General features: G+C 64.9%; 7 protein-coding genes. 2 read left to right on the forward strand and 5 right to left on the reverse strand.

Annotation, left to right across the window (positions count from 1 at the left end; genetic code table 11):
• Nucleotides 1-185: 185 nt before the first annotated feature.
• Entirely contained in the window at nt 186-4,259 is a 4,074-nt protein-coding gene (locus tag AC5RU7_RS01715) for an FtsK/SpoIIIE domain-containing protein (protein WP_494050827.1), read from the forward strand.
• Here the strand turns inward: AC5RU7_RS01715 and AC5RU7_RS01720 are convergent.
• Entirely contained in the window at nt 4,220-4,591 is a 372-nt protein-coding gene (locus AC5RU7_RS01720) for a hypothetical protein (RefSeq protein ID WP_494050828.1), read from the reverse strand. The genes AC5RU7_RS01715 and AC5RU7_RS01720 overlap by 40 nt on opposite strands.
• A 345-nt stretch (nt 4,592-4,936) precedes the next feature.
• On the opposite strand from AC5RU7_RS01720, the gene AC5RU7_RS01725 reads away from it, so the two are divergent.
• Nucleotides 4,937-5,185 carry a WhiB family transcriptional regulator gene (locus tag AC5RU7_RS01725; RefSeq protein ID WP_009356837.1) on the forward strand — a complete coding sequence of 83 codons (249 nt, stop codon included), beginning with the start codon at nt 4,937-4,939 and terminating at the stop codon, nt 5,183-5,185.
• 89 nt (nt 5,186-5,274) lie between these two features.
• On the opposite strand, the gene AC5RU7_RS01730 is transcribed toward AC5RU7_RS01725, so the two are convergent.
• From AC5RU7_RS01730 to AC5RU7_RS01745, 4 genes are read right to left on the reverse strand one after another with little or no spacing between them, the layout of a single operon-like run.
• On the reverse strand, nt 5,275-6,741 hold the full coding sequence (locus tag AC5RU7_RS01730; RefSeq protein WP_494008730.1) for a sensor histidine kinase: 1,467 nt from the start codon (nt 6,739-6,741) through the stop codon (nt 5,275-5,277).
• A 28-nt stretch (nt 6,742-6,769) separates the two neighbouring features.
• Nucleotides 6,770-11,623 (reverse strand): NAD-glutamate dehydrogenase, encoded by a 4,854-nt coding sequence (locus AC5RU7_RS01735; protein WP_494050829.1) that lies wholly within the window; start codon nt 11,621-11,623, stop codon nt 6,770-6,772.
• 56 nt (nt 11,624-11,679) lie between these two features.
• Entirely contained in the window at nt 11,680-12,993 is a 1,314-nt protein-coding gene (locus AC5RU7_RS01740) for a CpaE/TadZ family protein (protein ID WP_494050830.1), read from the reverse strand.
• Nucleotides 12,990-13,634: a hypothetical protein gene (locus tag AC5RU7_RS01745; protein WP_494050831.1), complete on the reverse strand. Its 645-nt coding sequence runs from the start codon at nt 13,632-13,634 to the stop codon at nt 12,990-12,992. Before AC5RU7_RS01745 ends, AC5RU7_RS01740 begins: the two co-directional genes overlap by 4 nt.
• Nucleotides 13,635-13,695: the final 61 nt, after the last annotated feature.

The following is a 13,695-nucleotide window of genomic DNA, read 5'->3' on the forward strand; positions in this document are numbered from 1 at the left end:
AGCGCAATGATGCGCATTGTCTGCTGTTCTAGCCTACCCGAGGCATCGCGGCGCCCGTCGAATCAGCGTGCCGATCACGCCGCCGGCACTCGGCACGCGTAGTTGTCCACATAGCTGCTTACGGCGGGGGCGGTACCGGACACGTCTGGTTAGCGTGGAATCAACGGCAAGAAGGATCGGTGCTTATGAGGCTGCACTGCACACTGGTGGGCGGACCCGGGTCCTGCCTGGCCCCCCACCCGCTCGAGCTGACGATCGAAGCCCCTGACGGCGCTCCAGGCACCCTGATTTGCCGGCAGCTCACGGAGAAATTCGGAACGGGTACGGTCACCGTCGGCGGCAAGGACATGCAGTCCGCCAGGTTGGGGATCCCGCCACTCGTCACAGGGGCAATACTGGTCGACGGCGGCACGGAACCAATGCGCCGGAAGCAACGGTTCCGTCCTCGCGGCGGCCATCCTGCCGGGCTTGTCCTTGCCGTCCACACTGGCGCCGGTGCGGGAACCTTCGTACCGCTGCAGCGCGGCCAATATACCGTGGGCAGGAGCAATACACGGATCGTCATTCCGGACGCTGAGCTTTCCCGGGAGCATGCGCGCCTTACGCTGACTGACCAAGACATCTTCATCGAGGACCTGGACAGCGCCAACGGCACCTACGTGGACGGCGGGAGGATCCGGTATTCGGCCGTCTCCACGGGATCAACCATTAGGTGCGGTAATTCAACCATGTCCCTGATGTTCGCCGACGTCCCGATCAAGTCCCTGGCCAAGGCCGGAGCATCAGCACAGGAACCGATTGCTGTCCCGGGACGGGCGGATGCGGGAAACCGGGCCGCCCTTCTTGTGACAGCTGCCCTCCCACTGGCCATAGGCGTCGGACTGGCCCTCTTTACGGGCATGTGGATGTTTTTGGCCTTCGCGGCCACCTCGGCGTTTGTCCTCCTAGCTCCCGTTGTTGCCGGACGGCACCAACGGCGGGATACCGCCAGGGCAGTCAGGGAAGCGGTGGCCCAGGACCGGGAAAGGCGCCTGGCATCCGGACCTTCGCTTGCGGTTATGGCTCTGGCCTTGCGGAATGGAACCAGGGCAAATGCTTCCGCACCCGATGAAGGTGGCATCTGGCTGCGGCTGGGCGAGGTGGAGCAGGACGCCAATATCACAATGGTGCCGGCCGCCGCCCTCGACGTCCCATCCGTTGACTCGGTCCCGGTTACCTTCAACCTGCTGCACCCCCGGACCATCTTCCTCGGGACGAGACCACTCCGGGACGGAATGATCAGGTCCATCATCATGCAACTCTCGGGATATCCCCTGTGCAGGAGCACGCGGCTCATCATCTACGGGCAGTCAAGGAGCCTCCCCCTGGCCGCGCGATATCTTCCTGATGTCGTCCTCATGGTGGCAGCAGAGGCCTGCCGAAGTTCCTTGAGGGAGGGATTCGCACCCGGCTATGAGCACGGTGTCCTCCTACTGGCAGACGCCACCGCTGACGGCAGGACGGCCGCCATACTCACGGAAGAAGCGCTCCGGCACGGCTGGCAGGTCCTGGAATTCCATTCCAGGGCAGCCGCCGCCACACCCAACGTCGACGTCGTCCTGCACCACCACGGCTCAACGCTGCGCGGACAGGGAGAAGACACCAGGTTCGTGGCCGACCTGGCACAGGACGAAGTCTTTGACAGATTTTGCCGGCAGCTTGCCACTGCCCCAAGCCGGCGGAACATTGGGAGGCAACCAATCCCGGGCACCTGCGCCCTGGAGGATGTCCTGCCACTGTCGCCCGCCCACGTGGCTGCACGCTGGGATTCGAGTATCCGGGAAGCGGGCCTTGCCGCACCGCTGGGACTCGATGCGGACGGGGCCAGGATGCTCGACCTCCAGGCCGATGGACCGCATGTGCTGGTGGCCGGGACCACCGGGGCCGGCAAATCGGAGCTGCTGCGCAGCCTCACCCTGGCACTGGCACTCACCCATCCGCCCGACCGCATCAACTTCCTGTTCCTGGATTTCAAGGGCGGTTCCGGGCTCGGCCCGCTGACCGGCCTGGTTCACTGCGTGGGGCTGCTGACCGACCTGGACAGGGACGAACTGGAACGCACGCTGACCTCGCTGCGGGCGGAAATCCGGTTGCGTGAGGAAGCGCTGGCGGCCGCGCGGGTTCCGGACCTTGCCGGGTACAGGTCCACAGCGGAAGCCGAACGATTCCCCCTTCCCCACCTGATGATCATCATTGACGAATTCCGGATGCTCGTCGACGATGCACCGGAGGTAATCCGCGAGCTGATGCGGATAGCATCCATCGGCAGATCCCTCGGTATCCACCTCGTCATGGCGACCCAGCGGCCGCAGGGAGCCCTGACGGCTGATATCCGGGCCAACGTCACCTCCAGCATCGCCCTGAGGGTGCAGTCGGAGATGGAATCCGTTGACATCATCGGTTCCAAGGAGGCAGCGGCCATCGGCGTTGACGCCCCGGGACGGGCATTCCTGGCCCGGGGCACGGAACCAGCCCAGGAGTTCCAGGCTGCAACAACAAATTTGGTCCGGCCCCAGACAACCCCGGACGGGACCATCACCGTGCAGCTCACTACGGACCATCTCTCTTCAGGCATGCCTGAGCCTGAAGAAACGGAACCGCAGACTCCTGCGCAGGCGGTTGCGCCCCTGATCGCATTGATTCGTGAAGAATGGGCGTCCCGGCAGGGAGTTGTGCCACGTGTTCCGGTCGCCCCTCCCCTGCCCGATGAGATCATTGAGCCTCCGGCGGACGCCACCGGGTACAGCCCATCTTCCGGCGACCCTGTCTGGGCCATCACGCTCGGAGCATCGGACCTGCCGAAGGTGCAAGCTGTTCGTCCGCTCGTTTGGAGACCGGACGCCGACAGTCACCTGGCGCTGATCGGCGCCCCCGAATCCGGTACAGACGAAGCGGCGCAGCTGGTGCTTCGGGGTCTACTGGCCCACCCCGAGCCGGCGCACTGCTACGTCCTCGACGGCACTGGATCCTTCAGTGATGTGGCCAGGCACCCGCGCGTGGGTGCTTCCACCGGTGTTCATGAGCTTCGCCGTGCAGTGCGGATCCTGGAACGCGTAGCCCAGGAAATGATTCGCCGGCTCAGCAGGCCCGGGGAGGGGGCAGTTCCCCTGGTGGTGGTGGTCTCCGGCTGGGGCTCGTGGGTGTCGGCCTTTAGATCGGGTCCCCTGGCGTGGGCGGAGGAGCTCATGCACGATGTGGTCCGGGACGGTGGCCGGGCGGGCATCACAGTGGTTATTTCGGGTGACCGTGAGCTGGTCAGCGCCAGGTTCTGCGGGGCTTTACCCAACAGGCTCTACTTTCCCGCCGGTTCAAACCAGGACAGCAGGGCGGGCTGGCCCCGTCTGCCGTCCACGACGGCAATCAAAAGCAGGGCCGTGGCTTCCGGCCCGGTTTCAGGCGGTGATTCCGCAGTTTGCCAGGTGTTCCGGCTGGCGCCCGGCCCGAACTGGCCCGGCGGTCCGTCGGGCGTTGGCCCCACTGAACCACCGCCATTCCGGGTGGAGCCGCTGCCCGTGCGGATCTCGGCGCCGCAGGTGCGCGGCCTCCAAGCGCCTGTGCCCGGGCCTGTGAACGCTGCACCCGGACAGACGCCGCAGGACCTGCTCATTGGAGTGGGCGGGGACGAGCCTTCCCCTGTTTGCCTTCGGCTGGCTTCCGCAAGTACCGTCACCGTCCTCGGACGGTCCGGCAGCGGCAAGACCAACACCTTGAAGGCGTTGGAGGAACTGAACCCCGGTCATCACTGGCTCCGCCCAAACTCTGGAATACCGGAAGCCAACCCATGGGCCAGGGTACTGGCGGCTGCCCGTGCCGGCGACCTGCCCAGGGATGCTGTGCTGCTCGCTGACGACGCAGACCTACTGTCGCCGGCCGCCATGCGTGACCTCTCGGAGCTGCAGGCACTCGGCAAGCCGTTGGTGTTGACTGCCAACTACAGTCCGCTGCTCCTGCAGCGGGTTCCGCCCGTCATGGGTTCGCGTGCTGCCGGAACGGCGCTGCTGCTTGGACCGGCGTCCGTTGCGGACGGCGACGCGTTTGGGGTGCGGTTCGAAGTGGAACCGGCTCCACCCCCGGGCAGGGCGGTGCTCATCTCCGCAGGACGGGCCCGTGCCATTCAAGTGGCATGGGCTTCCGATGCCGGCATCAAGGAGCACGCCGGCCACCGGACGGCTACTTCCCGTTACAATGCGGGCGGGGCGCTTCCGGTCCGGCATGCGTAGTTGATGACCTGGTTGTGGAACAGGAGCAGGGTGGCCGTGACCGCCGGCACGAGCATCGCCAGCCCGACGGCGACAAGGCCGCCGGTGAGGGTGGGGAAACCGATGGTGAGAACGAACAGTTGGGCCACAAGGGCAGCCGCACGGGTCCAGCGGTACCCCCGGTAGAGGAAGACCGCCACGGCGAAAAGCCAAACAGCGAACGCAAGCAGGAGTACGAGGGTGAAAACCGCCCCCCACAAGGACATGACAGGGCTTCCGGCCAGCAGTTGATAGCCATACCAGCCTGCCGCGACCAGAAGAGCAGTCGCCTCAACGGCAACAATCAGCGCCACAATGATGGCGGCCGGCGGCGCACTTCCTCTTAACCCGGCGCTATCGCGGCCGGATATGGGCTTCGCCCCCCTCGGGGAGGCCGGCGGTTCGGGATCTTCCGGGGGTCTTGACACACTGGCACCCTACCGGACATAGTCGGTCATTGGTGAGGGCCAGGATGGGCAGTGTGATGTATCGCTCAGCGTTACGGGGATATCGGGCGTTATTACCCCTTGTTTACACAGCGTTAACATGACAGGCTTGATTCAGATGACCAAGGGGGCCCTGCCGGGCCCTTTTCCTTTGTAGCTACTAGTGAATTATTTCACAAGAAGCACTTCCCAGAAATGGAGCAACTGATCAGCATGGATTGGCGTAACCGCGCAGCGTGCCTGGATAAGGACCCGGAACTGTTCTTCCCCGTGGGAAACACAGGCCCGGCCCTGCTGCAGATCGAGGAAGCCAAAAGCGTCTGCCGCCGGTGCGAGGTCGTAGACACCTGCCTGCAGTGGGCACTCGAGTCCGGGCAGGACGCCGGCGTCTGGGGCGGCATGAGCGAAGACGAACGCCGCGCCCTCAAGCGCCGCGCAGCCCGCGCACGCCGCGCTTCCTAACAGCAACGCAAGAGCCCCTTCCGCAAGCTGCGGCAGGGGCTCTTTCTTTTTAGTACAAGCGGGCGCCAACTGAGGCACGCCTGCCACGTCTACTTGCCGGACAGGCTGAGCCGGATCTGTACGGCGGTGCCGCCTCCCTCGCGCGGCTGCCACTGGATGGTGCCGCCCAGTTCACTGGTCACCAGGGTGCGCACAATCTGCAGGCCAAGTCCCTCAACGTGGGGCGTGTCCGGCAATCCCACGCCGTCGTCGGCGATCGTCACCGTAAGGTCCTCGCCGTCTTCCCCCTCGGAACGGTCCGCAATGAGCCACACGGTTCCCGCCCTGCCCTCCAGGCCGTGCTCCACCGCATTGGTCACGAGTTCATTGATGACGAGGGCCAGTGGCGTGGCAAGGTCGCTCGGCAGTTCACCGAACGTGCCGGACCGCTCGGTCCTCACCTGCTGGGAAGGAGAAGCAACTTCCGCGGAAAGCCTGAACTGGCGTCCGATCAGCTCGTCAAAATCGACGCTCTGGGTAAGCCCCTGGGACAGGGTCTCGTGCACCAGCGCAATCGTGGCGACCCGGCGCATCGCTTGTTCAAGCCCCTGCTTCGCCTCTTCGCTGACCATCCGTCGGGACTGCATCCGCAACAGCGCGGCGACAGTCTGGAGATTGTTCTTCACACGGTGGTGGATCTCGCGGATGGTTGCATCCTTAGTCACCAGTTCCATCTCCCGGCGCCGCAGCTCGGAGACGTCGCGGCACAGGACCAGTGCGCCGAAGCGCTGCTGTTCGTCCCGGAGCGGAATGGCCCGCAGGGACAGGCTGACTCCGCGGGACTCGATCTCACTCCGCCACGGCATCCTGCCCGTGACCACCAGTGGCAGGGTCTCGTCCACCATCCGCCGGTCCTTCAGAAGGCTTGCGGTGACCTCGGCGAGCGAGCGGCCCTCCAGGGATTCCCCGTCACCGAGTCGCCGGAACGCGGAGACCCCGTTGGGGCTGGCGTACTGCACCACTCCCTCGGCGTCGAGGCGGATCAGCCCGTCCCCCACGCGCGGCGCGCCGCGCCGTGATCCCGTGGGTGAGGCAAAGTCCGGCCACAGCCCGAGAGTACCCATCCGCAGCAGGTCATAAGCACACTGCCGGTACGTCAGTTCAAGCCGGGAAGGCATCCGGGAGCTGGACAGGTCCATGTGGGTGGTGACCACTGCCAGGGTCCGGCCGTTGCGGACCATGGGCACGGCCTCCACCCGGAGTGCCATGTCGCTGCTCCAGTTTGTTTCGCTGGAGCGCTCGATAGCCCGGCTGTTCCACGCCTTGTCTACTAGCGGCTGCAGGTCCGACCGGATTCCCTCACCCACAAAGTCCCCGTGGAAGACCGTGTGGGTGGTGGACGGCCGGACGTGCGCCAGTGCGATATACCCATGGTCCGGGTGGGGGAACCAGAGCGCCAGGTCGGCGAACGCCAGGTCCGCCACCATCTGCCAGTCCCCCACCAGCAGGTGCAGCCACTCGGCATCGCCCGGCCCGAAATCAGCGTGTTCCCTGATGGGGTCCGTAAAGATTGCCACTGCACCTCCATTTGCGACGCCGGATTGGCTAGCGTCGGACGATTGACCTCAAGAGCCTCAATGCTACCGACAGTGAAGCCATATCGTCTGACTCGAGGGCGTTCACCTCGTCGAACATGCTCTTCGCCCGTCCCAGCTGCTCGGCGTTCCGCGCCTCCCATTCCTTAAGGCGCGCCTCCGGCGAGTCACCCGGCTCTGTAGCGTCCAGCACCGCCGTCGTCATATCCGAAACTGTGGAATACAAATCGTCCCGCAGTGCCGCCCTGGCCAGGGCCTGCCACCGGTCCTGCCGGGGAAGGCTGCTGATCCGTTCCAGCAGCGAGTCTGCATGGAAGCGGTTGAACACGGTGTAGTAAACGGCAGCGATCTCCTCCACCGGTTCCTTCCGCGCCCGGGCTATCTTGGCGATATCCAGCAGCACGAAGCTCTCGAAGAGCTCGGCCCACCGCAGTGCAAGCCCTTCCGGAAGTTCCCATTCACGCCCTGTTTCAAGCCAGCCGGCAACCCGTTCCCGGTCATCACCGCGCAGGTAGTCCAGCAGGCGGGCACGCATCGGATCCATCAACGGCTTGAACTCGGCCACCACATCCGCAATCGGCTGGGAAATGGACCCCTGAGTGAGGAGCCACCTGACCGCGCGGTCCAGCAGGCGCCGGATATCGAGGTGCACGGTGCTCCAGTGCTCCGTCGGGAACGATGCAGGCAGGCTGTTGAGCTCCCCGACCATCGAATCCAGTTCGTAGATTTCCCGCAGCGCCACAAACGCCTTGGCCACAGCAACTTCACTGGCCGAGGTCTCTTCCATGACCCGGAAGGCGAAGGTGATGCCTCCGAGGTTGATGATGTCGTTGGCCACCACCGTCGCGATGATTTCACGGCGCAGCGGGTGGGTGTCCAGTTCGGCGTCGAAGCGCTCGCGCAGCTGCCGGGGGAAGTAGTCCCGCAGCGTCTGCCGGAACCACGGGTCGTCGGCAAGCTTGCTGTCCCGGAGTGCGGACGTCAGTTCGATCTTCGCGTACGCTGCGAGGACCGAAAGCTCAGGCGACGTCAGCCCCTGGCCTTGCTGCAGCCGCTCGCGCAGTGACTCCGTGGTGGGCAGCGCCTCGAGGTCCCGCTTCAGGTCGGCTTTCTTTTCCAGCCAGTCCATCAGCCGCTCGTAGCTAGGGCTCCACTCGGCCACCTTGGTCCGGTCATTCAGCAGCAGGATGTTCTGGTCGATGTTGTCTTCCAGCACCAGACGGGCGACTTCATCGGTCATCGAGGCGAGGAACGCGGGCCGTTCCTCCGGGGAGAGCTTGCCCGCCGCAACCATCCGGTCGACGAAGATCTTGATGTTGACCTCATGGTCGGAGCAGTCCACGCCGGCGGAGTTGTCGATGGCGTCGGTATTGAGGATCACCCCTTGAAGCGCGGCTTCGATCCGGCCGCGCTGCGTCATGCCGAGGTTTCCACCTTCACCCACCACCTTGACGCGCAGGTCCCGGCCGTCAACCCGGATGGCATCGTTCGCCTTGTCCCCCACCGACGCGTTGGACTCGGTGCTGGCCTTGACGTAGGTCCCGATGCCACCGTTGTACAACAGGTCGGCGGGGGCCAGGAGGATCGCCCGCAGGAGTTCCGGCGGGCTGAGTTCCGTCGTCTCGGCGGGAAGCCCCAGCGCTGCGCGGACCGGCGGCGATACCGGAATTGATTTGGTCTGCCGCGGGAAGACACCGCCGCCCTCGCTGATGAGCGATTTGTCGTAGTCGTCCCAGGACGACCTCGGCAGTTCGAACAGCCGCTGACGTTCCACGAACGAGGTCTCCTCGTCCGGGTTGGGGTCCAGGAAGATGTGGCGGTGGTCGAAGGCGGCCACCAGGCGGATGTGCCGTGAGAGCAGCATCCCGTTGCCGAAGACGTCACCTGACATGTCGCCGACGCCTACCACCGTGAATGGCTGGGTTTGGGTGTCCAGGTCGAGTTCGCTGAAGTGGCGCTTCACGGATTCCCAGGCACCGCGGGCAGTGATGCCCATGGCCTTGTGGTCATATCCCACGGATCCCCCGGAGGCGAAGGCGTCGCCCAGCCAGAACCCGTATTCCGCGGCCAGTCCGTTTGCGATGTCGGAGAACGTGGCCGTTCCCTTGTCTGCAGCCACCACGAGGTAGGAATCGTCGTCGTCGTGCCGGACAACGTTCGACGGCGGCACGAGCCTTTCGCCGTCGCCTTCCGTTACGAGGTTGTCGGTGAGGTCGAGCAGGCCGCTGATGAACGTCTTGTAGCTCTCGACCCCCTCAGCCATCCAGGCGGCCCGGTCAACAGCGGGGTCCGGAAGCTGCTTGGCGAAGAATCCGCCCTTCGCACCGGTGGGCACGATGACGGCGTTCTTGACAGTTTGCGCCTTCACCAGGCCCAGGACCTCGGTGCGGAAGTCCTCCCGGCGGTCCGACCAGCGCAGCCCGCCGCGGGCAACCTTGCCGAAGCGGAGGTGGACACCCTCCACCCGGGGTGCGTAAACCCAGATTTCGAACATGGGCCGCGGGAACGGCAGCCCGTCGATCCGGGAGGGATCAAGCTTGAAGCTCAGGTGCCGCTTGTCCTGGTAGTAGTTGGTCCGCAGTGTGGCCTCGATCAGGTTGGCGAACGTGCGCAGGACCCTGTCGGCGTCGAGCGTGGCCACCTTCTCAATCGAGGCAGCGAGCTCCTGCCGCACGGTCTCCTGGGCGTCCGCCCGCTCGGCGTCGTTGAGATCCGGGTCGAAGCGCGCAGCAAACAGCGCGCTCAGGCCCCTGGCGACATCCGGGTTGGCCAGCAGGGTGTCCGCCATGAAGCCGAAGGAGTTGCTGTTTCCCATTTGCCGCATGTACCGGGCGTATGCGCGGAGCACGGTGACCTGCCGCCAGTGCATGCCCTCACGGAGGACAAGCCGGTCAAACGCATCCGATTCGGCGGCCCCTGTCACTGCGGCACTGAACGAGTCGGCCAGCAGTTCGCCGGTTGACACGGGATCCACACCCGCCGGGTACTTCAGCCCCAGGTCGTACAGGAAGAAGTCACGGCGGTCCGCGGTTTCAATCTCGAACGGGCGCTCGTCGAGGACTTCAAGCCCCAGGTTGTGGAAGTAGGGCAGGATCTGGCTCAGGCTCTTGGGCTCAAGCATGTAGAGCTTCACACGGGCGTCCTCTTCGAGCGTCGCCCCTGCCCCTTCGGGAAGGTAGACGTGGACACCGGGCCGTTCCTGGCGGGCTCCCACCGCACGTTCGGCGGCCGCACCGTATTTCTCGAAGCGGGCGATGTCCTCCAGGGCATCCTCCACCTCGTAATCCACCCGGTAGCTTGCGGGGAAGGCTTCAGCCCAGATAGCGGCGAGCTCCTTCGCTTCCTCGGCATCCCGCCCCTCACGCAGGACCTCGGCGATGCCTTCGCTCCAGGAGCGGGCCGCGCGGACCAGCCGTTTCTCGAGTTCGGCCGTGTTCACGTGGCTGACGTCCGCGTTCTTGGGCAGGCGGATGCGGAAGAACAGGCGTGCGAGTGCCGACTCGGTCATGCGTGCCTCGTAGTCAATGGACACGGCCTGGAACGTTTCGCGCAGTTCCTGTTCGATGCGGAGCCGGACATTGGTGGTGTACCGGTCGCGGGGAAGGTAGACGACGGCGGACATGAACCGTCCGTAGATGTCCGGCCTCAGGAACAGCCGGGTCCTGCGGCGCTCCTGCAGTTTTTGGATGCCCAGGGCAGTTGCGGCCAGGTCAGGGACTTCAATCTGGAAGAGTTCGTCTCGGGGGTAGGTTTCCAGGATTCCCAGCAGGTCCTTGCCGGAGTGGGAGTCAGGCGGGAAGCCGGCGCTGCGCAGGACGGCGTCCACTTTCTCGCGGACAATCGGGATGTTCCGGACGGAGCCGGTGTAGGCGCTGGTGGCAAAGAGTCCGATAAATCGGCGCTCGCCGTTGACATTGCCGGCGGCGTCGAAGCTCTTGACCCCGATGTAGTCCAGGTAGGCGGAGCGGTGGACGGTGGAGCGGGAGTTGGCCTTGGTGATGACAAGTGCCCGCTTTTCCCGCGCCTTCTTCCGCCCCGTGTCGGTGAGGTGCTGGATATGCGGTGAGTCGGCGGCCGCCCGCAGGAGCCCCAGCCCGCTGTCCTCGCGCAGCTCAAGGACATCCTCGCCGTCCACATTGATGAGGTCGTACTCCCGGTAGCCCAGGAAGGTGAAGTTGCCGTCGTCCAGCCAGCGGAGGAGGTCCTTCGCCTGCCGCAGCTCGGCAATCTGAGCCGGGTTTGCCACCTGGTCCAAGCTCTCGGAGATCTGGCGGGCCTTCTGGCGCATTTTCGGCCAGTCCTCCACGGCAGCACGGACATCTTTGAGGACGCGGTTGAGGCCCTCAAGCAATGAAGTCTTGGCTTCCTCGGACACGCGGCTAATTTCGACAGCGATCCAGGACTCCATGTGCGAGGCGTCTTCGCCCTGCGCAATGAGGTGGGACAGGCTGGGCATCGCCGCCGTGTCACCGCTGGAGATTCCGATGTGGGACGGGACCCTGTTCACTTTTACCAGGTTTCCGTTTTCCCTGTTGCGGGTGGCGACGATCAGGGGGTGGACCACCAGCTTGATTGCGGCGTGCTGGCGGACGAGTTCCGCGTTGACCGAATCAACCAGGAACGGCATGTCGTCCGTGACCACGAAGACGACACTGCTGTCTTCCTCGTCGATGATGGCGGTTTTCGCCTGGCCGGGCCGCCGTACAGCCGCAACCTCACGGTGGTTCTCTGCCCGGGCGACGAGTATCTCGCGGGGATAGCTCCGCGCGTCCTCCTCGGCCAGATGCTGGTAGTAGTCCCCAATGAAGCCCTCAGCGCCTTCAATAGAAAGGGGCTGATCCTCCACGCTGGATCCCGACGACATCGACACACGCCTCCATCACAAGTTTTTGCCGCTCCATTGCAGCTCTTATGGCGAGCCTAGTCCTTTGCCCGGCGCCGTGCTGTGGAAGAAAAAACAGAGGATCTCGACTTTTGCTGGTCAGGTGCACAAACGAGCCTACGCACTGCACGGCGAAGCGTCGACTCGGGTGCCGCCTCAAGCAGCAGTGAACCTGACAGGAGGGCTGCGTCCGCAGCTGCGGGGTCATAGGGAAGGAACTCCCTGAGGGCAGACGCCGGGCCAAACCTCTCCCAGGCGTCACGCAACTGCCGTTCAGGATTCCTGCCCACAGACGATGCACGTACCTTGTTCATCACCACAACCGGGGAGGCCTGCGGCACTGCGGCCTCAAGTTCTGCAAGCCCACGCACCAGGCGCGGCACTCCCACCGGATCCGCGGCGCCGACCGCATAAATTGTGTCGGCCAGCTCGAGCGGACGCAGCGTGGCGACATTGCGGCGGGGGGCCATGGTGTCGAAGCTGAGTTCCTCATCTGCTTCGAGGCAAAACCCGGTATCGACAATGATGGCGTCAGCGTTCCGGCGTGCCCGCTCCAGGACCAGCGCAAGGGCGGGCGCCCGAAGCTCGGTCCACCGGTCTGCCCGGGTAATACCGGTCAACACCCTGAAGGTGCCGGAAGCAGTGGCAACCGGGGTGGCAATCCGTTCCAGGGCGGCATCGTCCAGCCTCCCCTGGTCGGCCAGCCTGCAGGCCTGCGCCAAGCCGGCTGATTCATCCAGCAAACCCAGCACGGCGGCGATACTTGCTCCGTAACTGTCGGCATCAATGAGGAGCACCTGTTGCCCGTCCGCGGCCAGCTCGCCGGCGATGTTGGCCGCGAGGGTGGTGCGTCCCGGAGACCCTGCCGGACCCCACACGGCAATAATCCGTCCTGCCCCGGGACCCTCGGGAGAAGTTGCGGGTGTGTCAGCCGGCTCCGCCTGGAGGGCTGCGCCGGTGTCCGCAAGGGAGGAGGTACGGCCGGAGGATCGCCGGCCTGCAGTCGTTAATTGCTCTACTGCTTCCGCGATCCGTCGGGACAACTCAGCTGATTCCACCCCGGACAAAGCACAGGAGACGCCGATTTTCCGCAGCCTGGCGGCTTCTTCGGCATTATCCGTCAGCGCGATGATGGCGACTCCCACGGCTTCAAGCCTGTCCACGAGCGAAGCCGTCAATCCCTCACTGCCATCCGCAACCACAGCAGCCCGCGCCAGCCCGCTTTGGCATGCGGCCAGCAGTTCCGGGAGTTCGGCGCATCTCCTGACGACAGTGACAGGGCCGTGCAGCCGTTCAAGTCCGCCGACCAGATCCTCCCGGCTCTGGCCTACGGTGACCACCGGAATACTCATCGCGTTCCGCCACCCGGATTCCAGACAACCGAAATCTTGGCTTCGTTGGCCTGCGCGCCGAGCAGAGCCGGCATCTGGCCGTCCTCCACGAGGACCATGAGCACCGTTGTCTTGGTGGAGCCGAGCGCAGAGGAACCTTCTTCCACCTCAGCTATCTCAGCTCCAGGAAGAAGGAGCTTTGGCTCGCTGAAGCCGTTCTTCGCATCCGGCTGGGCTACCCAAACGTCTACCCTGGCACCAGCTACCGCCTGCGATGGAAGGGTCTCCTCGATGCTGATAGCCACCGGTTTGCGGTCAAGGTCATCAACTTCACCAAGGCTTGCCCGGGGTACAAGCTGGTCCTTGCCGATCCGCTGCACGGCCACCACCCCTTCCGGCAAACCGGATTCAACGGGGATGTAGTGCTGCTCGGTTTCGCCTAGCCGGACCTTGGCCCGGACAACGTTTTCAGGGGTCAGCTCCTCTCCCACTGCGATGCCGTCACGGGCCGCGTAGACCTCCGTGGTCCGATCCGCACCGTTGATCAGGAAGACCACCCCTGCCACGGACACCAGGACCAGCAGTATGCCCACCAGCAGGCGGGCATCCTTCCAGGAGGGGCGCCTCAGGCGCGCAGCCGTGGTCGTCGATTCTGGAACCATGCCGTGTCTCCCCCTGGTAGCGCCGGCACCCCCGTTGCGTCCGGACACCTCATTGTTGCGG

This window comes from Arthrobacter sp. K410C, assembly GCF_059090105.1.

Bases quoted from the DNA above. Each gene is read 5' to 3' on its own strand.
- AC5RU7_RS01735 (WP_494050829.1), bottom strand. From the start codon at position 11,623: ATGTCGTCGGGATCCAGCGTGGAGGATCAGCCCCTTTCTATTGAAGGC.
- AC5RU7_RS01740 (WP_494050830.1), bottom strand. From the start codon at position 12,993: ATGAGTATTCCGGTGGTCACCGTAGGCCAGAGCCGGGAGGATCTGGTC.
- AC5RU7_RS01715 (WP_494050827.1), top strand. From the start codon at position 186: ATGAGGCTGCACTGCACACTGGTGGGCGGACCCGGGTCCTGCCTGGCC.
- AC5RU7_RS01745 (WP_494050831.1), bottom strand. From the start codon at position 13,634: ATGGTTCCAGAATCGACGACCACGGCTGCGCGCCTGAGGCGCCCCTCC.
- AC5RU7_RS01725 (WP_009356837.1), top strand. From the start codon at position 4,937: ATGGATTGGCGTAACCGCGCAGCGTGCCTGGATAAGGACCCGGAACTG.